The following is a 24,854-nucleotide window of genomic DNA, read 5'->3' as shown; positions in this document are numbered from 1 at the left end:
TCAGTCGCGCGCTAAAAGGCGCGGGGCAAGCTCTTTGAGAGCGCGGCGATAAACCTCGCGCTTGAATGTCACCACCTGGCCCAACGGATACCAATAACTGACCCAGCGCCAGCCATCGAATTCCGGTTTACCGGTCAAATCCATCCGCACCCGCTGCTCGTTGGAGATCAGGCGCAGGAGAAACCATTTCTGCTTCTGGCCGATGCACAGCGGTTGGCTGTGCGTCCTGACCAGACGTTGCGGCAAACGATAGCGCAACCAGCCCCGGGTGCAGGCGAGTATTTCAACATCTTCGCGCTCCAGGCCCACTTCTTCGTTCAACTCGCGGTACAAGGCGTCTTCCGGCGTCTCCTGGGGGTTGATCCCTCCCTGTGGAAACTGCCAGGCATCTTGATTGATACGGCGAGCCCATAGCACCTGGCCGGCATCATTCGTCAGAATGATCCCGACATTGGGGCGGAAACCATCGGGGTCGATCACGGCAACAACCTCGCAAACGCATGTCGTCGCATTGTTCCACAAAGGTTGTGAAAGCAGCAACGAGCCGACCTACCTTATGTGCACTCTTGTGAAAAGTCCGTATTCTGGACACCTTTCTACAGACTTTTCAGCGAGTAACTGCAATGCGGCTGGCTTTATTCGACTTGGACAACACGCTTCTGGGCGGTGACAGTGACCACGCCTGGGGCGATTATCTGTGCGAACGCGGTTTCCTCGACGCCGTCGCCTACAAGGCACGCAACGACGAGTTCTATCAGGACTACCTGGCCGGCAAGCTGGATAACGACGCGTACCTGAACTTCTGCCTGGAAGTTCTCGGTCGCACCGAGATGGCCACGCTGGATCAATGGCACCTGGACTACATGCGCGACTGCATCGAACCGATCGTGCTGCCCAAGGGCATCGAACTGCTGGCCAAGCACCGTGAGGCCGGCGACAAACTGGTGATCATCACCGCCACCAACCGCTTTGTGACCGGGCCGATTGCAACACGTTTAGGCGTTGAAACCCTGATCGCCACCGAATGCGAAATGATCGACGGCCGTTACACCGGACGCAGCACTGATGTCCCGTGCTTCCGTGAAGGCAAGGTGACCCGATTGATTCGTTGGCTGGAAGAGACTGGCCACAATCTGGAAGACAGCTATTTCTATAGTGATTCGATGAATGACTTGTCGTTGCTGGAGCAGGTGGCGAATCCGATTGCTGTTGATCCGGATCCTAATTTGCGGGCCGAGGCTGAGAAGCGGGGTTGGCCGGTGATTTCGTTGCGCGATTAAGATCGCCATCGCGATGTAGAAACGGATACATCCTTTACAATCGAGACCGGGGACATCCTTTACGTTTTTGTGGGTTTGAAAGGCGGTTTTCACCGCTTTTCAAACGACCTAAAAGGTAATTGCACAAATACACTTCCCAGACCTCATCTTCCACCTCCTTCAGCCCTAGTGCCTCACCCACCAGCGATTCGCTGACAAATACCATTCCACCTTTCCACTTCATTGAACCGTTTTGCCGGACTTTTCTGACCAGCATTTGTGAAGGGTAATTCACCTCCGGCACACGTCCGTCGTAGAGGCGGCTGGATGGCACATAAACATCCGCCGGAACCTTCATTGCCAGGGCCTTGTGAGGGCGTTCGTAGTTGTATTCGTGGCGAAACCGTTCAAACGCCAGCTGCTGCTGTACCAAATTATGCTCAGGTGTCTGAAGCAGCGCAGCCTTGAGGGTTCGGTGCATTCGTTCATGGCGGCCATTCTGGTCAGGGCGTCCGGGCTGGATACGCTCGGGATAGATACCCAAACGTATGAACCACGCCGCCAGACTGGAGATGCGCGACACGCCGGTCGAGGCAAAAGGTGAACCGTTATCCGTGCGAATGACATTGGGCAACCCATACTCTCGAAAAGCCCAGTCAAATCCTTCGCGCGCCCCAGCCACACTGCTTTGCGCCCGACAAAGTAAGAGGAATCGACTGACATGATCGGAGATCGTCAAAGGAAAGCAGCGCTGACCTGATTGCAGGGCGAAGTCGCCTTTGAAATCCGCCGCCCATGTTTGATTGGGCTCTGTGGCTTCGCGTAATGGAATAGGCCCCGTCGGTGGGCGATTAAGGAAACGTCGTTTTTGCACCAAACCTGCACGCTTGAGCCATTCGCCAGCGGTGCTCAACGCGGGCCAAGGCAGCTCCGCGTGCGTGTTTTTAAGGTTGTGAACCAACTTCTCAGGTCCCCAACTCGGATGCTCGCGCTTATAAGCGATCAGCAACTCAAGGACATGCTCACTGATTTGATGGGGGCTGTGGTGCGGACGTCTGGACAGCTCTTTGAGCCCGTCGATGCCACGTTCAGCATAGCGCGCTAGCCACTTGTCCAAAGTGGGCCGGCTGACACCGTAATGCCGTGCCAGCTCACATTTGGAATAGGCGCCGGACATCCAGTCGCCTACGAGTTTCACTCTCTGATCCATTGGGGACTCTCGATTCCAGGGCATGGTCAGGCACCTCCTGACCGTATTTCATACCTGTAAACGATGTCTCCGGTTTAAAACGTAAAGGATGTCTCCGGTTTCTACCCGGGCAAGCCCGCTCCCACAGGGGTCTCTGCTGTAAATGCTATCTATGTCACACAGCAGAACCTTGTGGGAGCGGGCTTGCCCGCGATTGGGTCGACTCGGTCTGAAGCCTTACACCGGCTTGGCCCCCATCAACCCCGCAATGGCGATAAAGCAGACAAAGCTGAACAACGCCAACGCAAACGTAAACTTGCCATTGCCTCCCGGAACAGTGCGCAGCCGATTCAGCCGCACCACCAGCCAGAACCAGCCCAACGCCGCCACGGTGTAGAGCACACTGGACGCCAGCAGCCAGGTCTGCCCCAACGGCCAGCCCACCAGATGCACCATCCACCAACCGGTGAACGGCATGCTCAGCAGTGCCAGGCCCATCAATAGCCAGATGAACACCAGCGGCCGTTGCAAGGTACGAGTGTGAGCGCTCGCGTCGCCGTTACGGCGGGCGCGCCAGACCCAGATCGCCAACCCCAGTGCGCTGATCAACAGCAACACCGTCGCCACGCTATGAGCGATTTTGAGGGCGGTTAACGTTTCCATTGTTCGATTTCCTTATGGCCTGCCGATCAGCGTAGCCGCTCAGCCGAGAAACAGCTGATAGGCCGGGTTGTCGCTTTCGTCCCAGTACGGGTAGCCGATTTCTTCCAGCGCGGCCGGTACCAGATGACGCTCGTCGTGCGGCACTTGCAGGCCCGCGACTACACGGCCATCGGCCGCGCCGTGGTTGCGGTAGTGGAACATCGAAATGTTCCAGCGCCCGCCGAGCTTGTTGAGGAAGTTGAACAACGCACCCGGACGCTCCGGGAACTCGAAGCGCAGCACCACTTCATCGACCACCTGGGCGGCACGCCCGCCGACCATGTGGCGGATGTGCAACTTGGCCAGTTCGTTGTCGGTCAGGTCGAGCACCGGGAAACCCTGCTCGGTGAGACTGGCGAGCAGCGCACTGCGCGGGTCGTTTTCCGGATGCGTCTGCACGCCAACAAAGATGTGCGCTTCACTGCCGGTGTTGTAGCGGTAATTGAATTCGGTGATCTGGCGTTTGCCGATGGCTTCGCAGAACGCCTTGAAGCTGCCCGGTTTCTCGGGGATGGTCACGGCAATGATGGCTTCACGACCCTCGCCCAGTTCAGCGCGCTCGGCCACGTGGCGCAAGCGGTCGAAGTTGACGTTGGCGCCAGAGTCGATGGCCACGAAGGTGTGGCCGGTGACACCGCGTTGCTCGACATATTTCTTGATCCCGGCCACGCCCAAGGCACCGGCAGGCTCCGTGATCGAGCGGGTATCGTCGTAGATATCCTTGATTGCTGCACAGATTTCATCGGTGCTGACGGTGATTACTTCATCGACATAGTCTTTGCAAATGTCGAAGGTGTGCTGACCAATCTGCGCCACCGCGACGCCGTCGGCGAAGAGGCCCACGGTCGGCAGGATCACGCGTTCGCCAGCGGCCATGGCGGCTTGCAGGCAGTTGGAGTCGTCCGGCTCGACGCCGATGATCTTGATTTCAGGCCGCAGGTACTTCACGTACGCCGCGATCCCGGCGATCAATCCGCCACCGCCCACCGGAACGAAGATCGCGTCCAGACGCCCCGGGTGCTGGCGCAGAATCTCCATGGCCACCGTGCCCTGCCCGGCAATGGTGTGGGGATCATCGTAAGGGTGAATGTAGACGTAGCCTTTTTCGTCGACCAGTTTCAGCGAGTAGGCCAGGGCTTCCGGGAACGAATCCCCGTGCAGCACCACTTTACCGCCACGCGAGCGCACGCCTTCGACCTTGATTTCCGGGGTGGTCTTGGGCATCACGATGGTCGCTTTCACGCCCAGCACCTTGGCCGCCAGGGCCAGGCCTTGCGCATGGTTGCCCGCCGACGCGGTGACCACACCGCGAGCGCGCTCTTCATCGGAAAGCTGCGTCAGCTTGTTATAGGCGCCGCGAATCTTGAACGAGAACACCGGCTGCAAGTCTTCACGCTTGAGCCAGATATCGTTGCCCAGCCGCTCGGAGAGCTGGCGGGCAGTCTGCAATGGGGTTTCTACGGCAACGTCATAAACGCGCGAGGTGAGGATCTTTTTGACGTACTGTTCGAGCATCGGAAAGCATCACTGAGCGGGTTGGGCAGGGCCAAGGAGTCTAACCCGGCTTTTGGGCAGGCGACCACACTAAACAGGTGGTTTTAGCCGCTCGTGAGCGCAAGAGACTCATTGTGGCGAGGGAGCTTGCTCCCGCTCGGCTGCGCAGCAGCCGTAAAACCTGCTTGTGCGGTACGTCTGAAAGAGTGCCGGGGAGCGCTTCGCACTCCAGCGGGAGCAAGCTCCCTCGCCACAAAAGCAAATCTTCTCCGTCTGCCGATTGGACAATGACCTGTCCCATTCGCGAGGCCTATAATGCCGGCCTTTCGTCCCCTCTTCGGCACTTCGGAGCCCGCATGACCCAGGATCAACTCAAACAGGCAGTGGCTCAGGCCGCCGTCGACTTCATCCTTCCGAAACTCAACGACAAGAGCATCGTCGGGGTCGGCACCGGCTCCACCGCCAACTGCTTCATCGATGCCTTGGCCAAGCACAAAGGCGCGTTCGATGGCGCGGTTGCCAGCTCCGAAGCCACCGCCGCCCGCCTCAAAGGCCACGGCATTCCGGTGTATGAGCTCAATACCGTCAGCGACCTGGAGTTCTACGTCGACGGCGCCGATGAAAGCGACGAGCACCTGCACCTGATCAAGGGTGGTGGCGCGGCCCTGACCCGCGAGAAGATTGTTGCGGCCGTGGCCAAGACCTTCATCTGCATCGCCGACGCCAGCAAACTGGTGCCGGTGCTTGGTGCGTTCCCGCTGCCGGTGGAAGTGATCCCGATGGCCCGCAGCCACGTGGCCCGCCAACTGGTGAAGCTCGGCGGCGACCCGGTTTACCGTGAAGGCGTGCTGACCGACAACGGCAACATCATCCTCGACGTGTTCAACATGCAGATCACCAACCCAGTGGAGCTGGAAACACAGATCAATGCCATCGTCGGCGTGGTCACCAACGGCTTGTTCGCAGCCCGCCCGGCTGATTTGCTGCTGCTGGGGACGAGCGAAGGCGTGAAAACCCTGCGCGCCCAATAAGCGAATCGCCCAGATTCATGGGCAAATGAAATACCTGTGGGAGCGGGCTTGCCCGCGATGAGGCCGTCACATTCAACATTGATGTTGACTGAAAGGCCGCCATCGCGGGCAAGCCCGCTCCCACATTGTTTTGCGGTGTTGGTTAGTTTTGCGGTGGTTTTTTGAAGACGTAGAACAGGTTTGGCTCGCTGACGAGGTACAAGGTACCGTCATCGTCCATGGCGATGCCTTCTGCTTGCGGCACAGTCTTCTGCAACCCCTGACGCCCCTTGTTCAGTGACAGGGTGGTCAGCGGCCGCCCATCGACATCCAGCTCCAGAATCAGTCGCGATTCATCGGACAGCGCCAGCAGATGGCCGCTACGCTCATCGTATTGCAGGCTCGACAGGTCTCGCACGAACATCCCGGCATCGCGCTTGGGGTTGTTCACCACATGCACCGCGTAGGACTTCTCCGGGTTGTAGTGCGGGAAGCCCTGCACTTCGTAGATCAGCATCGGGTCGCGCTCCTTGGCGACGAACAAGCGCTTGCCCACCGAGTCATAGGCCAACCCTTCGAAACCCTTATTGCCACGCATGTGCACGCCGAGGGTGATCTGTTCAGCGTCGGCGGCATCAAGGAACGTCGTGTCCGCCTCCAGATGAATCTTGATCAACCGTTGCTGGCGCTCGTCGGTGATCACGTAAGTGTCAGCGCTGATGAACTCCACCGCCTCCGGGTCGCCAAACCCGATCAGTGCCACACGCCGCAGGATTCTGCCTTCCAGGGACAATTCGATCAGTTCGGCATTTTTGTTGGTAACCGTGAACAGGCTTTTGCGCACGGGATCGAAGGTCAGCGCCGAAACATCGTCATCCAGACCGTCAATGACTCGCGCCTCGACCGTTACCTGATATTGATCCAGGCCAATCGACTGGGCATTCATCGGCTGCCATAGCGTCTGCACATTGAACCAGGTGCGCTCGAACAGGCGCAGGTACTGGCCGACGGCAATCAGCACGATCAGCGCAATGACCGACAGGATCAGTATCAGGGGTTTAGGACGGGCAAGTCGGCGCATTCAGGCGGGCTCGGAAACAAGACGGGCGGATGAAATACCACGGCAGTATGAATTCAAGCTTAATGGCCAATGGCCTTTGACGACAATTGCCGAACTCCTACGGGTGTTTTTCGAAGCGATAGAACAGGTTCGGCTCACTCACCATGTACAACGTGCCCGCTTCGTCCATGGTCACGCCTTCGGCACGGGGAATGGTTTTTTTCAGACCATTGAAACCACCCAGCAGGGTCATGAAACTAACCTGCTCGCCGTCCTCGTCCAATTCCAGCAACAAATGCGAATCAGCGGACAGCACCAGGGTGTGGCCCGTGCGCGGATCGATGGCCAGGGCCGACAGGTTGCGGATATCCAGTTCGTCGCTGGCCAGCTTTTGCTTGTCGCCCTTGAGGATTTGGCTGCCATCGCTTTTCCAGCTGAACAGCGCCGGCGGACGCTCTTCACCCAGCAACAGTTGCTGGTTGCGCGCATCCCAAACGATCGCCTCGAAGGCCTTGTTCTGGTTTTTCGACGGGCCCAGGTCGTATTTCGGGAAACTGGCGATATTCAGTTCGCGAGTATCGGCATCGACCTTGACGATGGAAAGCAGGTGTTTGCGCTCATCGGTAATCGCCAGTAAACCGTTGCCCATGACCGCCACCGCTTCCGGGTTGCCCCAACCCACCAGCGGCATCTTGCGCAACACATCGCCCTGCAACGTCAGCTCGACCAGGAACGGGTTCTTGCCCATCACCGCAAACAGGGTTTTGGTCTGCGGGTCATAAGAAACATCTGACGCTTCGTCCTTCTCCATGCCCGGCAGCAACTTGGCGTCGATTACCACCCGGTAATCCGGCAGCCAGATACTCTCTTTTCGCTCGGCCGGGCTTTCGAAACGCTCCATCACCCAGAGCACGCCGCGATCATCCCAGTGCATCGCAAACACGAGGCCATATACGGCAACCGACACCAGCAAAAGCCAGGAATACCAACGCATGACAAAGCGCGAGTGGCGGGCAGTTTTCAGCTTGGACAGCGGTTGGGTGGCCATGCAGGGATGCGTTCCAGAAATTCAGGCTATGGGTAATAGCACATTGGGACTGGCTCAGACGCCAGAAGCCCCGGAATTATCCGGACAACATGTGAAAAAAACGGGAAATGGCGGGATTGCCCTGCGTGGACACAGAAATTTGCGACCACTAGAAACCATTGTGGGAGCGGGCTTGCCCGCGATGGCGGTCTGACATTCAACATCAATGTTGACTGTCATGGCCTCATCGCGGGCAAGCCCGCTCCCACAGGGTTTTGTGTGGGGTCAGCGCACGCTGCTGGTGAAGCGGCTGGCGCCTGGCAGTTCGAGCACCAGTTCGTCACCGACATTCAGCGGGCCAACACCCACCGGCGTACCGGTGAGGATCACATCACCGGCCTGCAGCGAGAAGCAGCCGGCCATGTACTGGATCATCGGCACGATCGGATTCAGCATGTCCTTGCTGTTGCCATCCTGGCGCACTTCACCATTGATGGTCAGGCGGATACCGATGTCGGTCAGGTCGGCGAAGGTGCTGCCAGCCACGAACGGCGCAATCACCGCCGCGCCGTCGAAGGACTTGGCGATTTCCCACGGCAGGCCCTTGGCTTTCAGCTCGGCCTGTTTGTCGCGCAGGGTCAGGTCAAGAGCCGGGGCGATGCCGGAGATGGCATCCAGCACTTCTTCACGGCTCGGCTTGGTCGACAGTGGCTTGCCGATCAACACGGCGATCTCCGCTTCATAATGCACCGAGCCACGTTCGGTCGGAATACTGAAACCGCCTTCCAGCGGCACCACGCAACTGCCCGGTTTGATAAACAGCAGTGGCTCAGTAGGCACCGGGTTGTCCAGCTCCTTGGCGTGTTCGGCGTAGTTACGGCCGATGCACACCACTTTCCCCAACGGGAAGTGAATACGCGTGCCGTCGACATACTGGTGCTGATAGCTCATTACCGACTCCTGTTTCGTAGCTCTTAAATTCAAAAGTCAAACAGCGAAAATCTTGCCCGGGTTCATGATGCCGTTCGGGTCGAACACCGCTTTGACGGCTTTCATGTACTCGATCTCAACCGGCGAGCGACTGTAGGTCAAGTAATCACGCTTGGTCATGCCCACGCCATGTTCGGCGGAAATCGAACCGTTGTACTTCTCCACGGTTTCGAACACCCACTTGTTGACGGTCGCGCATTTGGCGAAGAACTCGTCCTTGCTCAGGTTGTCCGGCTTGAGGATGTTCAAATGCAGGTTGCCGTCGCCGATGTGGCCGAACCAGACGATTTCGAAATCCGGGTAATGTTCGCCGACGATCGCGTCGATTTCTTTCAGGAATGCCGGGACTTTCGACACAGTGACCGAAATGTCGTTTTTGTATGGCGTCCAGTGGGAGATGGTTTCGGAGATGTACTCGCGCAACTTCCACAGGTTCTGCAACTGGGTTTCGCTCTGGCTCATCACGCCGTCCAGTACCCAGCCCTGCTCGACGCAGTGCTCGAAGGTTTCCAGGGCATGATTGGCCACTTCTTCGGTGGTCGCTTCGAATTCCAGCAGCGCGTAGAACGGGCAATCGGATTCGAACGGCGCCGGTACGTCACCGCGCGCCATAACCTTGGCCAAGGCTTTATCGGAGAAGAATTCGAAGGCAGTCAGGTCAAGCTTGCTCTGGAATGCGTGCAATACCGGCATGATCGAATCGAAATCGGCAGTGCCGAGGACCATCGCGGTGAGGTTTTTCGGCGCGCGGTCCAGACGCATGGTGGCCTCGACCACAAAACCCAGGGTGCCTTCGGCGCCGATGAACAGCTGACGCAGGTCGTAGCCGGTGGCGTTCTTGATCAGGTCTTTGTTCAGTTCCAGCAGATCGCCCTTGCCGGTGACGACTTTCATGCCGGCCACCCAGTTGCGGGTCATACCGTAGCGAATTACCTTGATCCCGCCGGCATTGGTGCCGATGTTGCCGCCAATCTGGCTGGAACCTGCCGACGCGAAGTCCACCGGGTAATACAAACCGTGTTCTTCGGCCTTGTTCTGCAATTGCTCGGTGACCACGCCCGGCTGACAAACGGCCGTGCGGTCAGTCAGGTTCACATCGAGAATCTGGTTCATGTAGTCGAAGGACACGACCACTTCGCCATTGGCTGCCACGGCCGCAGCCGAAAGCCCGGTACGACCGCCAGACGGCACCAGCGCAACCTTGTGTTCATTGGCCCAACGGACAATGGCCTGGACCTGCTCGGTCGTCTTGGGAAACACGATGGCGGTCGGGGCCGGGGCGAAATGCTTGGTCCAATCCTTACCGTAAGCATTCAGGGAGTCGGCGTCGGTCAGGACCTTGCCAGACTCAACCAGGGTCTTCAGCTCATCAATCAGCGCAGGATCGGTCATCGACAGAACTCTCGAACAATTCATGGTCATCCTGAGAACGCTTCACGTCGCAGGAATGAGTGTTTAGCGGGGTGCATATGCTAGCATATCGACCCCGCAGCATAGTGCCCAACGGCTGTCCTGCGGCGACGGCTTTCTTGCCGTCCGGGTCAGCATCTGTTGACCATTTCCTGCCATTTTTCTCCGGGATACAGGTTTACGCAGATGAGCAAGACTTCTCTCGATAAGAGCAAGATCAAGTTCCTTCTTCTCGAAGGCGTCCACCAATCGGCTGTCGACGTCCTCAAGGCGGCGGGCTACACCAGCATCGAGTACCTCACAGGTTCTCTGCCGGAAGCCCAGCTCAAGGAAAAGATCGCTGATGCGCACTTCATCGGCATTCGCTCCCGCACTCAGCTGACCGAAGAGATCTTCGATCACGCGAAGAAACTGGTGGCTGTCGGCTGTTTCTGCATCGGCACCAACCAGGTCGACCTCAACGCGGCTCGCGAACGCGGCATCGCGGTATTCAACGCGCCGTACTCCAACACTCGCTCCGTAGCCGAGCTGGTATTGGCCGAGGCGATCCTGTTGCTGCGCGGCATCCCTGAGAAGAACGCTTCCTGCCACCGTGGCGGCTGGATCAAGAGTGCAGCCAACTCCTTCGAGATCCGTGGCAAGAAGCTTGGCATCGTCGGTTACGGCTCGATCGGTACTCAGCTGTCGGTTCTGGCTGAAGGCCTGGGGATGCAGGTGTACTTCTACGACACCGTGACCAAGCTGCCACTGGGTAACGCCACCCAGGTCGGCAACCTGCACGAGCTGCTGGGCATGTCCGACATCGTCACCCTGCACGTTCCGGAAACCGCAGCCACCCAGTGGATGATCGGCGAGAAGGAAATCCGCGCCATCAAGAAGGGCGGCATTCTGATCAACGCTGCTCGCGGCACTGTTGTTGAGCTGGACGCCCTGGCGGACGCGATCAAGGACAAGCACCTGATCGGCGCGGCCATCGACGTATTCCCGGTGGAACCGCGCTCCAACGAAGAAGAGTTCGAAAGCCCGCTGCGCGGCCTGGACAACGTGATCCTGACCCCGCACATCGGTGGTTCCACCGCTGAAGCGCAGGCCAACATTGGTCTGGAAGTGGCGGAAAAACTGGTCAAGTACAGCGACAACGGTACGTCGGTATCGTCCGTGAACTTCCCGGAAGTGGCCCTGCCGGCTCACCCTGGCAAGCACCGTCTGCTGCACATCCACGAGAACATTCCGGGTGTGATGAGCGAGATCAACAAGGTCTTCGCCGAAAACGGCATCAACATTTCCGGTCAGTTCCTGCAGACCAACGAGAAAGTCGGCTACGTCGTGATCGACGTCGATGCCGAATACTCGGAAATGGCGCAAGAGAAGCTGCAGCACATCAACGGCACTATTCGTTGCCGCGTGTTGTTCTGATCGCGACTTGAGCGACAAAAAAGGGAGCTCCTTGGAGCTCCCTTTTTCATGGCCGCTTTTTCATGGCTGCTTTTTCATGCCTGTGAAAAAAGTTACTTCACAGTCACGGTGATTTTCTTCGAAACGATTGGCGGATCGAACGGCATGTGCCCGCTGTCGCCCAGCTCGAGCTGCAATGTGTGCTTACCCGGTGCCAGTTTGATGGTGGCCTCGGTTTGCGCCTTGCCGAAATGCATGTGGTTGGCATCTGTCGGAATCGGTGCGCCTTCGGCAGGTAGCTTGTCGACATCGATCAGCAAGTGGTGATGGCCGGTGTTCTTGGTGGGATCACCGGCCGGGGCAAGTGAGATGTCCTTCACGCCAAACTTGACCTTGAATTCCTGCCCCACCGTCGCACCGTCTTCCGGGGAAACGATGAACGCTTGTGCACCTTTGGGAGCAGGTGTGGCCGCCGTTGCCAGCATCGATGCGCCCAGCAACAGGCCAGCCAGTGCTGCTCGTGACATAAAGGATTTCATTTTCTTCTCCAGTTTTTCCGTAAAATTCGCTCGACCGTGACAACTTCACGGCCATTCGTTGTCGAAGGCACACGACAACCATAGCAAAGCGAGCCTGAACAGCGCGTCGCGATAAATGAATTCAAAGGAGTGACCATGCGCTTTTTGCCTGGCCTGATCTGCCTGCTACCCCTTTTGAGCCCTTTGGCTCATGCCGAACTGATGGACGATGTAAACGACCGCGGCGAATTGCGCATTGCCCTTGAGGCCAATACCCCGCCCTTCAATTTCAAGGATGACGACAAACTGACCGGCTTCGAGGTCGAGTTGGGTCAACTGCTGGCCGGTGAGCTGGATGTACGGGCCGACTTCGTCGTCACCGATTCCGTCGATCTGCTGGCCGGCGTCGAAAGCGGCAAGTACGACGTCGCCATCAATCACATAGCACAGACCCCGGACCTTAAGGATCGTTTCGACTTCACCGAACCTTACATTCACACCAATGCGCAATTGATCGCGCAGAAAGAAGAGCAGCCGCGTTCAATCCTGTTGGTGCAGTCGCTGACGGAAGAAAAGCCGAAAGCCGCCCCGGCTGTGAGCATGGCCATTCCGTTTCAGAAGGGTAACCCGGCGTTTCACGCCAGCCTCGAAAACGCCTTGCAGCGAATCAAGGGGGATGGGCGATTGGAAGCGTTGTCGCAGAAGTGGTTCGGGGCGGATGCAAGTGTGGCGCCGAAACCCTGATTCAAGGTTGACGAATAACCCTGTGGGAGCGGGCTTTCCCGCGATGAGGCCATAACATTCAACATCGATGTTGAATGTTGAACCGCCATCGCGGGCAAGCCCGCTCCCACAGGTATTGTGGTGACTGCTAGTCCTGCGCGGCCAGCGCCTGCGCCGCTTCGACCAACTCCAGCTCACTGAACACCTGCACGCCATGGCGCTTGAGCAATGCCGCGGTAACACCCTCACCGTTGACCTTCACGCCACTGAACGTCCCGTCATAGGTCAACAGATTCCCGCAAGACGGGCTGTTGGCCTTGAGCACGGCGATACGAATGCCGTGCCGCTGCACCAGCTCCAGCGCCTGATAAGCCCCCGAAAGAAACTCGGCACTGACGTCCTCGCCCTCGGTGGTGATGACCGATGCAAGGCCATCAAGCACTTCACCGCCCTGCCCACCCGGAATCTCCGCCGCGGCCCTTGGCGTCGGCAAACCACCGGCAACTTCCGGGCACAACGGCACCACCCGGCCTTCGGCAATCCACTGCTCCAGCAGATTGAATGGCCCACTGGCGCCGCCGTCGTAACGGACGCGGTGACCGAGCAAACAGCGGCTTACCAGAATCTTTTGCATGATCAGAACGGCTCGTTGCCACGACGGCGGAACCAGCCCGTCAACGACAGGCGCTCGCGGGTCGCGGGCAGGACTTCATGGGGGACTTCGCCCGACAGGAACACCACCAGGCATCCGCCGGTGGGCACCACATCGTGTTCGACGCCTTCGTCCAGGTACATGCGCAACTGACCGCCATGCTCGGGCAGCCAGGCGTCATTGAGGTAGATCACCGCCGAGACCATGCGCCTATCATCATCGCGGAACCGGTCGACATGCTTGAGGTAGAAAGCGCCAGGCGGGTACAGGGCGAAATGGCTCTCGAAATCTTCCAGGCCCAGAAACAAACTGCGATTCATTGCCTCACGCAGGCTGTCCATCAACCCCAGATAACTGTCGCAAGCCTCGGCCTGACCGGGTTCGAGCCATTGGATATGGTCACCGCGAATGCCCTCGCGGATCTCCGAAAACGGCCCGCGCCCTACGGCGGCCGGGGCGAGCTCGCCCTCAGCGGCACGTTTGCGACACTCGGCCGCCAGCGCCTGGGTCAGATCCAGAGGCAGGAAAATATTCTGCTGCGACCAGCCGCGCTCAGCCAGGTCGTCGACGATACGTAACAGCAGCGGATGATCAGAGGATATTTGCATGGCGCGCATAGTATTCCTGTGCCCGCAAATCCGACAGAGCCGCGCAGCGGAGGATTGGTCGGATAAGGCACGCAACCTGATACGAATTCTCGACAAGTACGAATGCCGCACGGAGAATAGTCGCCTGCTGACAGGAGTCCCTATGCGCCGTTTGCTTTTTTCACTGCTGATGTTCTGTGTTTTGCCCGCCTGGGCGGACGGCCACGACCAGTTGTACAAGGTCGCCGGTTGGCCAGAACAACGTGCGCATTTCAACGATGCTCTCTCTGCCGCTCAGCAGCGTTACCAGAACAGCCTGCCGCCGGCGGTGTTTCAGGCTCTGCTCAACAACAGTAATCAGCGCTTTGCGCCCAAAGCCATGGATCAGCGTGCCGAAGCGCAGCTGCGCAAAAAGCTTGCCGATCCGAAACCTGCATTGACCTTCTTCCAATCGCCCTTGGGCAGGAAAATCGTCGCCGCCGAACTGCTGGCGACCCGTCGCGATCAATTGGCGAAAAACGCCAAGGGCTTGCCGAAAATGCAGGCCAGCGATACCCGTCAGCTGATCATTGGTCACCTGGCCCAAGCCCTGCCTGCCCGCGAGGCCGGCGCTGAAGTCAGCCTGGCAATCGCGGGCGTGGCGGCCGACAGCCTGAGCTCGATGATCCCCGGCCTGCTCGGTGGCGGTCAGGCTCAAGGCATGTTGAACGGTCAGCGCCAGCGCCTGATGGAGCAGATCGGCGCCGACCTGAACAATACGCTGCTGTATGTCTATCGCGACCTGTCGGATGAAGAACTGGAAGAGTTCGCCACATTCGCCGAGTCCACTGAAGGCAAGGCTTACTACCAGGCGGCATTGGCGGCGATTCGGGCGGGGTTGGCGGTGGGGCAGAGTACGTCGAGCCTTGCCCAGTAATTTTTGGCGTCAGCCAGATCGCCATCGCGGGCAAGCCCGCTCCCACAGTGGACCTGTGCAAGTCACCCATGACCAATACAAAACCTGTGGGAGCGGGCTTGCCCGCGATGGGGCCCTGACTACCGCTAAAGATTCCGCCCCTTCATCCGCTTGCTCAAAAACCCGAGATACTCCTGCCGCAATCCCGCTGACTCATTCGCCAGATGATGCCGCGCCTTGGGCAGCATCAGCACCTGCGGCCGATCGAACTTATCCCGCAATACATCAAGGTTGTGCTTCCAATCCACGGTCATGTCCGCCTGCCCCTGCACGATCAGCGGCTGCCGCGGGCTGCTCGGTGCCGCTTCGATGCGCTTGATCCAGCGCCCCAGCGCACCGACCCAGGCCGTTGGCAAGCGCAGCGGCTGCAGCGGATCGGCTTGCAGGAATGCGAGGAAGTCAGGGTCGTTGGAGTTCTCGCTGAAACGCCGGGCGATGCCTTTTACGAACGGCTTGAGCAGGTAATAACTGAGCTGCGACCAGCCCCAGGCTCGCGGCCGCACCAGTGGCGACAGCAGAATCACCTGCCCTTGGGCGGGACTGTTCGCGCCCTGATTGAGCACATGATCGATCACGATCGCCCCGCCGGTGCTTTGCCCGCACAGGTGCCAGGGCTGCGGAAGGCCCAGCGATTGCGCCTCGGCCAACAGCCCTTGCAGGGTGCTCTGATACTCGGCGAAGTCCTTGATGCTCGCCCGTTCGCCACTGGACAAGCCATGCCCCGGCAGGTCACAGGCGATCACCACAAAACCCTGGTCCAGCGCCCACTCGATCACATGCCGATAGAGCCCGGTGTGATCGTAGAAACCGTGAAACAAAAACAGCGTTGCCTTCGCCCGCTCGGGACACCAGAGCTGGCTGACCACTTCATAGCCATCGACCTCGAAACGCCCCAGGCCACTGCGCAGGTTTCGCCGGGGGAAATCCAGCCCATAAAAATGCTGATAGGCCATGGCCTCGGTCGACAGCGGCTGCCACTCGGCCAATGGCCGCAGGCTGGCACGCAAATGATCGGGGTCGAAAGTGGCAGACATGGGCTATTCCAGAGCGCGAAACTGACTTTATGGGCCTGCGATATTCATCTGTCGCGGCAAGCATGGCAAGCTAGCCGACCTTCGAGGATTGAAACCCATGCATCCGGCCTACCGCACCACATTGCTTGCCAGCCTGCTCGCCCTTGTGTGTGCCGGCGTGCTGTGGGCCGCCTACGACTGGTTTCAGGGGCGCTACTTGCGCGCCTTCAGCTCGCACACTGCGGTGTTCTCCGGCGACCCATTGCGCCTGCCGGACGAACTTGCCGGCCCCGGCGCCATTCGCCTGGTGCACTTCTGGGACCCCGCCTGCCCGTGCAATGTCGGCAACCAACAACACCTGACCGAACTGGTCGAGCAGTATGTACCGCAGGGCGTCGAGTTCTATGCGGTCCAAAAACCCGGCAGCCATGGTCAATTGCCCGGCACGTTGAGTCGCCTTAAAACCATCACTGTCCTGCCAGGTTCCGAACAGATCCCTGCCAGCCCGGCGGTGGCGATCTGGGACCGCAGTGGCAGGCTGGCGTATTTCGGGCCGTACAGCGAAGGCCTGACCTGCAATTCGAGCAACAGTTTTATCGAGCCCATTCTGCAAGCGCTGAATGAAGGCCGGGCGGTGAACGCCACCCATACGCTGGCGGTGGGTTGCTACTGTCCGTGGCCTGCTGAGGTGAAGTAAGGCATTCCTGACTTTTCCAGGACCGCGATGCCCGGCACAGGAGGTCTGTGCTACACGTTTGCAGCCCACACGGGCGGCAATCCCGAAAGAACAAGGAGTCACCATGAAACGCGTCCTGACCGTACTTGCCTTGCTGATTGTCGTACTCGTCGCCGGGGGCGGCTGGTATGTGTACAGCAAGCAACCGACGCGCCAGGGCCAGGTGCAATTGCAGCACCTGCAAGGTTCGGTGACCGTGCGCTACGACGTGCGCGGCGTGCCGCATATCCGTGCCGAAAACGAAACCGACCTCTACCGCGCCCTTGGCTATGTGCATGCCCAGGACCGACTGTTCCAGATGGAAGCCATGCGGCGCCTGGCCCGTGGTGAGCTGGCCGAAGTCCTCGGCCCGAAACTGATCGACACCGACAAACTGTTTCGCAGCCTGCGCATCCGCGAGCGGGCTGAAAGCTACGTCGCCGCGCTGGATCGTCAGTCGCCGGCCTGGAAGGCCCTGCAAGCCTATCTGGACGGCATCAATCAATATCAGGACAGCCACGCTGCGCCGATAGAGTTCGATGTGCTGGGGATCCCCAAGCGCCCTTTCACTGCCGAAGACAGCATCAGCATCGCCGGCTACATGGCCTACAGTTTTGCCGCGGCGTTTCGCACCGAACCCTTGCTGACTTACGTGCGTGACCAACTGGGCGCCGAGTATCTGAATATCTTTGACCTCGACTGGCAGCCCAAGGGCGTGCTGGCCAAAAGGCGCGCCAACCCTGCTCCGGCCCTCACCGCCAATGACTGGAAGGATCTGAACGCCCTCGCCCGTTTGAGTGAGCAAGCATTGGCCGACCATGGCCTGCCACAATTTGAAGGCAGCAATGCCTGGGTGATTTCCGGCAGCCGCAGCAAAAGCGGCAAGCCACTGCTGGCCGGTGACCCGCACATTCGCTTCTCGGCGCCGTCGGTGTGGTACGAAGCGCACCTGTCGGCGCCGGGTTTCGAGCTTTACGGTTACCATCAGGCGCTGGTGCCGTTTGCGTTTCTGGGCCACAACCTGGACTTCGGCTGGAGCCTGACCATGTTCCAGAACGACGATCTGGACCTGATCGCAGAGAAGGTCAACCCGGACAACCCGAACCAGGTCTGGTATCGCGGCCAGTGGGTCGACATGGTCAACACCGAACAACAGATCGCGGTCAAAGGCCAGTCACCGGTCACGCTGACCCTGCGCCAGTCGCCCCACGGCCCGATCATCAACGATGCGCTCGGCACCGCCGCCGGCAAAACACCGGTCGCCATGTGGTGGGCCTTCCTCGAGACGCCGAATCCGATCCTCGATGGTTTCTACCAGCTCAACCGCGCCGACACCCTGGCCAAGGCCCGCGCCGCCTCGGCCAAGGTTCAGGCGCCGGGGCTGAACATCGTCTACGCCAACGCCAAGGGCGACATCGGTTGGTGGGCCTCGGCGCTGCTGCCCAAGCGCCCGGCCGGGGTGAAGCCCGGTTTCATCCTCGACGGCAGCACCCCCCAGGCGGACAAGGAAGGTTTTTACCCGTTCAGCGCCAACCCACAGGAAGAGAACCCCGCGCGGGGCTATATCGTCTCGGCCAACTTCCAACCGGTGTCGCCGACCGGCATGGAAATTCCCGGTTACTACAACCTCGCCGATCGCGGTCAGCAGCTCAATCGTCAGCTCAGCGACAAGAACGTGAAGTGGGACAACGAGTCCAGCCAGAAGCTGCAACTGGGCACCACCACCGACTACGGCCCGCGCTTGCTGGCGCCGTTGCTACCGGTGCTGCGTGAAGTGGTGAGCGGTCCCGCCGAGCTCAAATTCGTGGAGCAACTGGCGCAGTGGAGCGGCGATTATCCGCTGGACTCCATCAGTGCCACGCTGTTCAACCAGTTCTTGTTCAACCTCACCGACGCGGCGATGCGCGATGAACTGGGCAACGACTTCTTCGAAACGCTGCTGCCGACCCGGGTGATCGATGCCGCACTACCGCGGCTGGCGGCCTCCGCCGACTCACCGTGGTGGGACAACCGCAACACCCCCGGCAAGGAAACTCGCGCCGATACGGTCAAGGTGGCCTGGCAAGCGAGCATGGCTCACCTCAAAACCACCTTGGGTGCCGATGTCGCGCAATGGAAGTGGGGCAAGGCGCACACCCTGACTCACGGCCATCCGCTGGGGACGCAAAAACCCCTGGAGCGGATCTTCAACGTCGGGCCGTTCGCGGCGCCCGGTACCCATGAAGTGCCAAACAACCTCTCGGCCAAGATCGGCCCGGCACCGTGGCCTGTGACTTACGGCCCGTCGACGCGGCGGCTGATCGACTTCGCCGACCCGGCCCACAGCCTGACCATCAACCCGGTCGGTCAGAGCGGCGTGCCATTCGACAGCCACTATGCCGACCAGGCCGAGGCGTATATCGAGGGGGTTTACTACCAGGCGCATTTCAATGATGAAGAAGTGACGGCCAATACCCGTAGTACGTTGAAGCTGTTGCCAGCGCGTTCAGGGCAATAGATTTCTGTTGGTTTAACTGACGTCATCGCGGGCAAGCCCGCTCCCACAGGTTTTGTGTTGATCACAAAATTGTTGCTTCACACCGATCACTGTGGGAGCGGGCTTGCCCGCGATGACGGCATCACCGTCAACATAGATGTCGACGGACAGACCGCTATCGCGAGCAAGCCCGCACACAATGGATTTGGGTTGGCCCCGCAACGGTGGTCAACCCGGCATCAAGCTCAAACCGCTTCCGGCGCCTGGACCCGGCGCACGTCCGGTTGTTTCCAGGAATCGGCGGCGCCTTCCTCGATGGCCTGCTGGATCGCACGCTTGCGAATCTCTTCGGCACGACGGCTGAAGTACCAGACCAGGAACGTGACCAACGACACCGCCAGCAGAATCAGGCTGGCCACGGCGTTGATCTCAGGCTTCACGCCCAGGCGCACCGCGGAGAACACTTCCATCGGCAGGGTCGTGGAACCCGGACCGGATACGAAGCTCGCCAGCACCAGGTCATCCAGCGACAAGGCAAACGACATCATCCCGCCCGCCGCCAGCGACGGCGCGATCATCGGGATGGTGATCAGGAAGAACACCTTCCACGGCCGCGCGCCCAGGTCCATGGCCGCCTCTTCGATGGACAGGTCCAGCTCACGCAAACGCGCCGACACCACCACCGCCACATACGCCGCACAGAACGTGGTGTGGGCGATCCAGATGGTGACGATGCCGCGTTCCTGCGGCCAGCCGATCATCTGCGCCATGGCCACGAACAGCAGCAACAGCGACAGACCGGTGATCACTTCCGGCATCACCAGCGGCGCGGTGACCAGGCCACCGAACAGCGTGCGGCCCTTGAAGTGGGTGATTCGCGTCAGCACGAACGCCGCCAGCGTCCCCAGTGCTACCGCTGCAATCGCGGTGTAGCAGGCGATTTCCAGCGAGCGCACCACCGAGCCCATCAGTTGGGTGTTGTCCATCAACCCCACGTACCACTTGATCGACCAACCGCCCCACACCGTCACCAGTTTCGAGGCGTTGAACGAGTAGATCACCAGGATCAGCATCGGCGCGTAGATGAACAGCAAACCCGCTACCAGCATGAAACTTGAGAAACGGAAGCGCTTCATTCCTTGCCCTCCATTTCTTTAGCCTGACTACGGTTGAACAGGATGATCGGCACAATCAGGATCGCCAGCATCACCACAGCCAGGGCAGACGCCACCGGCCAGTCACGGTTGTTGAAGAACTCTTGCCAGAGCACTTTACCGATCATCAGGGTTTCCGGACCGCCGAGCAGTTCCGGGATCACGAACTCGCCCACCACCGGGATGAACACCAGCATGCAACCGGCGATGATGCCGTTCTTGGACAGCGGCACGGTGATCTTCCAGAAACTGTTGAAGGTGCTCGAACCGAGATCCGACGCGGCTTCCAGCAGACTGGTGTCGTGTTTGACCAGGTTGGCGTAGAGCGGCAGGATCATGAACGGCAGATAGGAGTAAACGACCCCGATGTAAACCGCGAGATTGGTGTTGAGGATCTGCAGCGGTTCGTCGATCCAGCCCATGCTCATCAAAAAGCCGTTGAGCAGACCGTTGTTGCTGAGGATGCCCATCCACGCATACACGCGGATCAGGATCGCGGTCCAGGTCGGCATCATGATCAGCAACACCAGCACCGTCTGCAGTTCTTTGCGGGCGCTGGCAATGGCGTAGGCCATCGGGTAGCCGATCAACAGGCAGAGGACGGTGCTGATCAGCGCCATCTTCAGCGAACCGAGGTAAGCGGCGATGTACAACTCGTCATCGCCCAGCATCGCGTAGTTGCTCAGGTTAAGCAGCACCTGGAGCTTCTGGTCGATGAAGCTGTAGATCTCGGTATACGGCGGAATGGCCACGTCAGCTTCGGCGAAGCTGATCTTCAAGACGATGAAGAACGGCAACATGAAGAACATGAACAGCCAGATGAACGGAACCCCGATGACCAGCTGACGGCCACCGGGAATTATTCGATTGAGCCGGCGTTTGAATTTGCGCAGGTTCATGAGCGAAGTACCACGCCGCTGTCATCTTCCCAATACACGTAAACCTGATCACCCCAGGTCGGCCGCTGGCCACGGCGCTCGGCGTTGGCGACGAACGACTGGACGATCTTGCCGCTCGGCAGTTCGACGTAGAACACCGAGTGGCCACCGAGGTAGGCGATGTCATGCACTTTGCCGCTGGACCAGTTGTATTCGCAGGTCGGCATGGTCGGCGTCACCAGCAGCTTTTCCGGACGGATCGCGTAGGTCACGGATTTGTCCTGCACCGAAGTGCTGATGCCGTGGCCCACATAAATCTGCCGGTCCAGGTCCTTGCAGGTGATGATCGCGTGGCCTTCGGCGTCGTCGATCACTTCACCGTCAAAGATGTTGACGTTGCCGATGAACTCGCAGACCAGGCGGCTGGTCGGGGTTTCGTAGATGTCGATCGGGCTGCCGATCTGGGCGATCCAGCCCAGGTGCATGATCGCGATGCGCTCGGCCATGGTCATGGCTTCTTCCTGGTCGTGGGTCACCATCACGCAGGTCACGCCGACCCGTTCGATGATCTCGACCAGTTCCAGTTGCATTTGCGAGCGCAGCTTCTTGTCCAGCGCGCCCATCGGTTCGTCGAGCAGCAACAGCTTCGGTCGCTTGGCCAAAGAACGCGCCAGCGCCACACGCTGACGCTGACCGCCAGACAACTGATGCGGTTTGCGCTTGGCGTACTGGCTCATCTGCACCAGCTTGAGCATGTCGGCCACACGTGCATCGACTTCAGCGGCGGGAAGCTTGTCCTGCTTGAGGCCGAAGGCGATGTTCTGCGCCACGGTCATGTGCGGGAACAAGGCGTAGGACTGGAACATCATGTTGATCGGCCGCTCGTACGGCGGCATGTCCGTGATGTCTACGCCATCGAGGTAAATGCGCCCCTCCGTGGGCCGTTCGAAACCTGCCAGCATCCGCAGCAAGGTGGATTTGCCCGAACCCGAGCCGCCGAGCAGGGCGAAGATTTCGCCTTTCTTGATTTCCAGGGACACGTCGTCCACGGCAATCGTCTCGTCGAACTTTTTGGTGACCCGGTCGATTTTGACCAGCACCTGTTTAGGTGTCTGATCGCCCTCGAGGGCTTTCTTATAGGCGCCGGAGGCAACTGCCATTTACGAAACTCCCAACAGAATTTGCAGTTCGCTCAACGTGGCGAACCTGGATAGTTTGAAGCTATTTGCCCGATTTGACCTTGGTCCAGCTGCGCGTCATCAAACGTTGAATGTTCGGTGGCAACTCGATGGAGACGTATGTCTTGTCGAGGACCGCTTGCGGTGGATAGACCGATGCGTCGGTGCGTATGGACTGTTCCATCAGTTTGTCCGACCCGGGGTTCGGGTTGGCGTAGCCTACGGAATCGCTGACCTTGGCAATCACCTCGGGTTTCAGCAAATAGTTGATGAAGGCATGGGCTTCTTTGGCGTTGGCCGCATCCTTGGGGATCGCCAGCATGTCGAACCAGAGCGCGCCGCCTTCTTTCGGAATCGAGTAGGCGATGTTCATGCCTTTGCCGGCTTCAGCCGCGCGGGCCTTGGCCTGGAACATATCGCCGGAGAAACCGATCGCCACACAGATGTCACCATTGGCCAGGTCTGCGATGTATTTGGACGAATGGAAATACGTCACGTAAGGCCGCACCGCCAGCAATTTGGCTTCGGCCTTTTTGTAGTCTTCTGGATTGGTGCTGTTGGCGTTCAGGCCCATGTAGTTGAGGACCGTGGGCATCATTTCATCGGCGGAGTCGAGGAACGCCACGCCACAGCTGTGCAGCTTCTTGATGTTCTGCGGCTCGAACACCACATCCCACGAATCGATCTTGTCGAGGCCCAGCACGGCCTTGACCTTGTCGACGTTGTAACCGATGCCGTTGGTGCCCCACAGATACGGTACGGCGTACTGATTGCCCGGATCGTTCTCTTCCAGGCGCTTGAGCAGTACCGGGTCGAGGTTGGAATAGTTAGTCAGCTTCGATTTATCGAGCTTCTGGAAAGCCCCGGCCTTGATCTGCTTGCCAAGAAAGTGGTTGGACGGCACGACCACGTCATATCCGGTACGCCCGGCCAGCAACTTGCCTTCCAGGGTTTCGTTGGAATCGAATACGTCATATACCGGCTTGATGCCGGTTTCTTTCTGGAAGTCGGCCAGAGTGGTCTCACCGATGTAGTCCGACCAATTATAAATATGCACTGTGCCAGCGGCCTGAACACTGACAGCGAGTGTCAGCCCGGCACCGACCAGCAGTGCATTGCGCAACAAAGAAAAAATAGGCAAGTGGAGGTCCTCTAAAATTAGTTGGGCCCAAGTTGCCCCGCGTTACATGACAGCCATGGCTGCCTGGCAACAAAACCGGCGCGCAACTTACCCTCGAAAAACCGTTCCAGCAAAACTTTCTGTCATTTAATTATTCCTGTTGCCGCCGTCGCGCGACGACGGCAACAGGTAGTTGCCTCAAATCGGCTTATTTACCGGATTTGATCTTGGTCCAGCTGCGAGTCAGGATCCGCTGGGTCGCGGCCGGCAAGTCGGCAATCGCGTACAGCTTGGCCAGCACGTCCGCTGGCGGGTAGATACCCGGGTCGGCAGTGATTTCTTTTTCAACCAGCGGCGTGGCGGCTGCGTTACCGTTCGGGAAACGCACGGCGTTGGTGATCTCGGCCATGATTTCCGGCTTCTGCAGGAAGGTCATGAACTTGTAGGCGCCTTCGACGTTTTCGGCATCTTTAGGGATGGCGACCATGTCGTAGAAGCTGCCGGCACCTTCTTTGGGAATGTTGTAGCTGACTTTCACCTTGTCACCGGCTTCAGCGGCGCGCGCCTTGGCCTGGTAGATGTCACCCGAGTAACCCACGGCGACGCAGATGTTGCCATTGGCCAGGTCGGAGATGTACTTGGACGAGTGGAAGTAGCCCACCGAAGGACGAATCTTCAGGAACAGCGCTTCGGCTTCAGCCAGTTGTTTCTTGTCCTGGGTGTCGGTTGGATAGCCCAGGTAATGCAACGCCACCGGAATCATCTCGGTTGGCGAATCGAGGAAGCTGATACCGCACGACTTCAACTTGGCAGCGTTTTCAGGTTTGAACAGCAAGTCCCAGGAATTGGTCGGCGCGTCGGCACCCAGTGCAGCCTTGACCTTGTCAGGGTTGAAACCGATACCGATCGAACCCCACATGTAAGGAAATGCGTGTTCGTTACCCGGGTCGCTTACCGATACTGCTTTAAGCAGGTCCGGGTTCAGGTTTTTCCAGTTAGGCAGTTTGGACTTGTCCAGCTTCTGGTAAACGCCGGCCTTGATCTGCTTGGCCAGGAAGTTGTTCGACGGCACGACGATGTCATAGCCGGACTTGCCTGCCAGCAACTTGGCTTCAAGGGTTTCGTTACTGTCGAACACGTCGTAGACAACTTTGATACCCGACTCGGCCTCGAATTTCTTGACGGTATCCGGCGCGATGTAATCGGACCAGTTGTACACGTGCAGCACTTTGTCGTCGGCCTGAACGGCGCCCGCCATCACGCCCATCAGGGACATGGCGAGGAGGGTCTTGCCAGCTATCTTCATACCTAATGCCTTCATGGGTAATGCTCCAATTTTTCTTTTTAAC

At 59.0% G+C, this 24,854-nt stretch carries 24 protein-coding genes; 7 read left to right on the top strand and 17 right to left on the bottom strand.

Going from position 1 to position 24,854, the window contains the following annotated elements; all coding sequences use genetic code 11:
- Entirely contained in the window at positions 1-480 is a 480-nt protein-coding gene (locus tag AB7M26_RS07075; protein WP_007897732.1) for an RNA pyrophosphohydrolase, read from the bottom strand.
- Positions 481-623: 143 nt separating this feature from the next.
- On the opposite strand from AB7M26_RS07075, the gene AB7M26_RS07070 reads away from it, so the two are divergent.
- Positions 624-1,280 carry a histidinol-phosphatase gene (locus AB7M26_RS07070; protein WP_123500319.1) on the top strand — a complete coding sequence of 219 codons (657 nt, stop codon included), beginning with the start codon at positions 624-626 and terminating at the stop codon, positions 1,278-1,280.
- 34 nt (positions 1,281-1,314) lie between these two features.
- On the opposite strand, the gene AB7M26_RS07065 is transcribed toward AB7M26_RS07070, so the two are convergent.
- From AB7M26_RS07065 to ilvA, 3 genes are all read right to left on the bottom strand, one after another.
- A complete protein-coding gene (locus tag AB7M26_RS07065) occupies positions 1,315-2,493 on the bottom strand; it encodes an integrase core domain-containing protein (RefSeq protein WP_123501468.1) in 1,179 nt (392 codons plus the stop codon).
- Between the two features lie 192 nt (positions 2,494-2,685).
- Positions 2,686-3,111, bottom strand: coding sequence for a DUF2269 domain-containing protein (locus AB7M26_RS07060; RefSeq protein ID WP_123500321.1), 426 nt, complete (start codon positions 3,109-3,111; stop codon positions 2,686-2,688).
- 39 nt (positions 3,112-3,150) lie between these two features.
- Entirely contained in the window at positions 3,151-4,665 is a 1,515-nt protein-coding gene (gene ilvA, locus AB7M26_RS07055) for a threonine ammonia-lyase, biosynthetic (RefSeq protein WP_123500323.1), read from the bottom strand.
- A 335-nt stretch (positions 4,666-5,000) separates the two neighbouring features.
- On the opposite strand from ilvA, the gene rpiA reads away from it, so the two are divergent.
- Positions 5,001-5,675, top strand: a complete 675-nt coding sequence (gene rpiA / locus AB7M26_RS07050) for a ribose-5-phosphate isomerase RpiA (protein ID WP_123500327.1) — start codon at positions 5,001-5,003, stop codon at positions 5,673-5,675.
- 142 nt (positions 5,676-5,817) lie between these two features.
- Here the strand turns inward: rpiA and AB7M26_RS07045 are convergent, their stop codons facing one another.
- From AB7M26_RS07045 to AB7M26_RS07030, 4 genes are all read right to left on the bottom strand, one after another.
- On the bottom strand, positions 5,818-6,735 hold the full coding sequence (locus AB7M26_RS07045; protein WP_123500329.1) for an SdiA-regulated domain-containing protein: 918 nt from the start codon (positions 6,733-6,735) through the stop codon (positions 5,818-5,820).
- Between the two features lie 97 nt (positions 6,736-6,832).
- Entirely contained in the window at positions 6,833-7,762 is a 930-nt protein-coding gene (locus tag AB7M26_RS07040; protein ID WP_123500331.1) for an SdiA-regulated domain-containing protein, read from the bottom strand.
- Positions 7,763-8,026: 264 nt separating this feature from the next.
- Complete coding sequence (locus AB7M26_RS07035; RefSeq protein WP_008007329.1) at positions 8,027-8,692, bottom strand: fumarylacetoacetate hydrolase family protein; 666 nt, start codon at positions 8,690-8,692, stop codon at positions 8,027-8,029.
- A 36-nt stretch (positions 8,693-8,728) separates the two neighbouring features.
- Positions 8,729-10,123, bottom strand: coding sequence for an FAD-binding oxidoreductase (locus AB7M26_RS07030; protein ID WP_123500333.1), 1,395 nt, complete (start codon positions 10,121-10,123; stop codon positions 8,729-8,731).
- A 204-nt stretch (positions 10,124-10,327) separates the two neighbouring features.
- Between AB7M26_RS07030 and serA the strand changes: the two genes are divergently transcribed.
- Complete coding sequence (gene serA / locus AB7M26_RS07025) at positions 10,328-11,557, top strand: phosphoglycerate dehydrogenase (RefSeq protein ID WP_007897715.1); 1,230 nt, start codon at positions 10,328-10,330, stop codon at positions 11,555-11,557.
- Positions 11,558-11,649: 92 nt separating this feature from the next.
- On the opposite strand, the gene AB7M26_RS07020 is transcribed toward serA, so the two are convergent.
- Positions 11,650-12,075, bottom strand: coding sequence for a DUF4399 domain-containing protein (locus AB7M26_RS07020; protein ID WP_123500335.1), 426 nt, complete (start codon positions 12,073-12,075; stop codon positions 11,650-11,652).
- A 135-nt stretch (positions 12,076-12,210) separates the two neighbouring features.
- Between AB7M26_RS07020 and AB7M26_RS07015 the strand changes: the two genes are divergently transcribed.
- Entirely contained in the window at positions 12,211-12,798 is a 588-nt protein-coding gene (locus AB7M26_RS07015) for a transporter substrate-binding domain-containing protein (protein ID WP_123500337.1), read from the top strand.
- Positions 12,799-12,925: 127 nt separating this feature from the next.
- Here the strand turns inward: AB7M26_RS07015 and AB7M26_RS07010 are convergent, their stop codons facing one another.
- Both AB7M26_RS07010 and AB7M26_RS07005 read right to left on the bottom strand, forming a co-directional pair.
- Positions 12,926-13,411, bottom strand: a complete 486-nt coding sequence (locus tag AB7M26_RS07010; protein WP_123500339.1) for a DUF523 domain-containing protein — start codon at positions 13,409-13,411, stop codon at positions 12,926-12,928.
- 2 nt (positions 13,412-13,413) lie between these two features.
- A complete protein-coding gene (locus tag AB7M26_RS07005) occupies positions 13,414-14,046 on the bottom strand; it encodes a 2OG-Fe(II) oxygenase (protein ID WP_123500341.1) in 633 nt (210 codons plus the stop codon).
- Positions 14,047-14,179: 133 nt separating this feature from the next.
- Between AB7M26_RS07005 and AB7M26_RS07000 the strand changes: the two genes are divergently transcribed.
- Positions 14,180-14,932, top strand: coding sequence for a DUF2059 domain-containing protein (locus tag AB7M26_RS07000; protein WP_123500343.1), 753 nt, complete (start codon positions 14,180-14,182; stop codon positions 14,930-14,932).
- Between the two features lie 125 nt (positions 14,933-15,057).
- Here the strand turns inward: AB7M26_RS07000 and AB7M26_RS06995 are convergent, their stop codons facing one another.
- A complete protein-coding gene (locus tag AB7M26_RS06995; RefSeq protein ID WP_123500345.1) occupies positions 15,058-16,005 on the bottom strand; it encodes an alpha/beta hydrolase in 948 nt (315 codons plus the stop codon).
- A 97-nt stretch (positions 16,006-16,102) separates the two neighbouring features.
- On the opposite strand from AB7M26_RS06995, the gene AB7M26_RS06990 reads away from it, so the two are divergent.
- Positions 16,103-16,681, top strand: coding sequence for a DUF6436 domain-containing protein (locus AB7M26_RS06990; RefSeq protein ID WP_123500347.1), 579 nt, complete (start codon positions 16,103-16,105; stop codon positions 16,679-16,681).
- Positions 16,682-16,784: 103 nt separating this feature from the next.
- Positions 16,785-19,196 carry a penicillin acylase family protein gene (locus AB7M26_RS06985; RefSeq protein ID WP_123500349.1) on the top strand — a complete coding sequence of 804 codons (2,412 nt, stop codon included), beginning with the start codon at positions 16,785-16,787 and terminating at the stop codon, positions 19,194-19,196.
- A 224-nt stretch (positions 19,197-19,420) separates the two neighbouring features.
- Here AB7M26_RS06985 and AB7M26_RS06980 read toward each other — a convergent pair whose 3' ends face one another.
- From AB7M26_RS06980 to AB7M26_RS06960, 5 genes are all read right to left on the bottom strand, one after another.
- Positions 19,421-20,311, bottom strand: coding sequence for an ABC transporter permease subunit (locus AB7M26_RS06980; RefSeq protein ID WP_123500351.1), 891 nt, complete (start codon positions 20,309-20,311; stop codon positions 19,421-19,423).
- The gene (locus tag AB7M26_RS06975; RefSeq protein WP_177319477.1) at positions 20,308-21,189 is read right to left on the bottom strand and encodes an ABC transporter permease subunit; all 882 of its coding nucleotides are present in this window, start codon (positions 21,187-21,189) and stop codon (positions 20,308-20,310) included. Before AB7M26_RS06975 ends, AB7M26_RS06980 begins: the two co-directional genes overlap by 4 nt.
- 35 nt (positions 21,190-21,224) lie before the next feature.
- The gene (locus tag AB7M26_RS06970; RefSeq protein ID WP_008067988.1) at positions 21,225-22,367 is read right to left on the bottom strand and encodes an ABC transporter ATP-binding protein; all 1,143 of its coding nucleotides are present in this window, start codon (positions 22,365-22,367) and stop codon (positions 21,225-21,227) included.
- 61 nt (positions 22,368-22,428) lie between these two features.
- Positions 22,429-23,526, bottom strand: a complete 1,098-nt coding sequence (locus AB7M26_RS06965) for a polyamine ABC transporter substrate-binding protein (RefSeq protein WP_123500353.1) — start codon at positions 23,524-23,526, stop codon at positions 22,429-22,431.
- Between the two features lie 187 nt (positions 23,527-23,713).
- Positions 23,714-24,811: a polyamine ABC transporter substrate-binding protein gene (locus tag AB7M26_RS06960; protein WP_123500355.1), complete on the bottom strand. Its 1,098-nt coding sequence runs from the start codon at positions 24,809-24,811 to the stop codon at positions 23,714-23,716.
- Between the last annotated feature and the right edge of the window lie 43 nt (positions 24,812-24,854).

This window comes from Pseudomonas sp. F-14 TE3482, from assembly GCF_053629455.1.
Note: the sequence above shows the minus strand (reverse complement) of the source record. Positions and strands in the feature narration are given on the sequence as shown.

Excerpts from the sequence above, each read along its gene's own strand:
- AB7M26_RS07070 (WP_123500319.1), top strand. The coding sequence starts at position 624 with ATGCGGCTGGCTTTATTCGACTTGGACAACACGCTTCTGGGCGGTGAC.
- AB7M26_RS07065 (WP_123501468.1), bottom strand. The coding sequence starts at position 2,493 with ATGCCCTGGAATCGAGAGTCCCCAATGGATCAGAGAGTGAAACTCGTA.
- AB7M26_RS07060 (WP_123500321.1), bottom strand. The coding sequence starts at position 3,111 with ATGGAAACGTTAACCGCCCTCAAAATCGCTCATAGCGTGGCGACGGTG.
- ilvA (WP_123500323.1), bottom strand. The coding sequence starts at position 4,665 with ATGCTCGAACAGTACGTCAAAAAGATCCTCACCTCGCGCGTTTATGAC.
- rpiA (WP_123500327.1), top strand. The coding sequence starts at position 5,001 with ATGACCCAGGATCAACTCAAACAGGCAGTGGCTCAGGCCGCCGTCGAC.
- AB7M26_RS07045 (WP_123500329.1), bottom strand. The coding sequence starts at position 6,735 with ATGCGCCGACTTGCCCGTCCTAAACCCCTGATACTGATCCTGTCGGTC.
- AB7M26_RS07040 (WP_123500331.1), bottom strand. The coding sequence starts at position 7,762 with ATGGCCACCCAACCGCTGTCCAAGCTGAAAACTGCCCGCCACTCGCGC.
- AB7M26_RS07035 (WP_008007329.1), bottom strand. The coding sequence starts at position 8,692 with ATGAGCTATCAGCACCAGTATGTCGACGGCACGCGTATTCACTTCCCG.
- AB7M26_RS07030 (WP_123500333.1), bottom strand. The coding sequence starts at position 10,123 with ATGACCGATCCTGCGCTGATTGATGAGCTGAAGACCCTGGTTGAGTCT.
- serA (WP_007897715.1), top strand. The coding sequence starts at position 10,328 with ATGAGCAAGACTTCTCTCGATAAGAGCAAGATCAAGTTCCTTCTTCTC.
- AB7M26_RS07020 (WP_123500335.1), bottom strand. The coding sequence starts at position 12,075 with ATGAAATCCTTTATGTCACGAGCAGCACTGGCTGGCCTGTTGCTGGGC.
- AB7M26_RS07015 (WP_123500337.1), top strand. The coding sequence starts at position 12,211 with ATGCGCTTTTTGCCTGGCCTGATCTGCCTGCTACCCCTTTTGAGCCCT.
- AB7M26_RS07010 (WP_123500339.1), bottom strand. The coding sequence starts at position 13,411 with ATGCAAAAGATTCTGGTAAGCCGCTGTTTGCTCGGTCACCGCGTCCGT.
- AB7M26_RS07005 (WP_123500341.1), bottom strand. The coding sequence starts at position 14,046 with ATGCGCGCCATGCAAATATCCTCTGATCATCCGCTGCTGTTACGTATC.
- AB7M26_RS07000 (WP_123500343.1), top strand. The coding sequence starts at position 14,180 with ATGCGCCGTTTGCTTTTTTCACTGCTGATGTTCTGTGTTTTGCCCGCC.
- AB7M26_RS06995 (WP_123500345.1), bottom strand. The coding sequence starts at position 16,005 with ATGTCTGCCACTTTCGACCCCGATCATTTGCGTGCCAGCCTGCGGCCA.
- AB7M26_RS06990 (WP_123500347.1), top strand. The coding sequence starts at position 16,103 with ATGCATCCGGCCTACCGCACCACATTGCTTGCCAGCCTGCTCGCCCTT.
- AB7M26_RS06985 (WP_123500349.1), top strand. The coding sequence starts at position 16,785 with ATGAAACGCGTCCTGACCGTACTTGCCTTGCTGATTGTCGTACTCGTC.
- AB7M26_RS06980 (WP_123500351.1), bottom strand. The coding sequence starts at position 20,311 with ATGAAGCGCTTCCGTTTCTCAAGTTTCATGCTGGTAGCGGGTTTGCTG.
- AB7M26_RS06970 (WP_008067988.1), bottom strand. The coding sequence starts at position 22,367 with ATGGCAGTTGCCTCCGGCGCCTATAAGAAAGCCCTCGAGGGCGATCAG.
- AB7M26_RS06960 (WP_123500355.1), bottom strand. The coding sequence starts at position 24,811 with ATGAAGATAGCTGGCAAGACCCTCCTCGCCATGTCCCTGATGGGCGTG.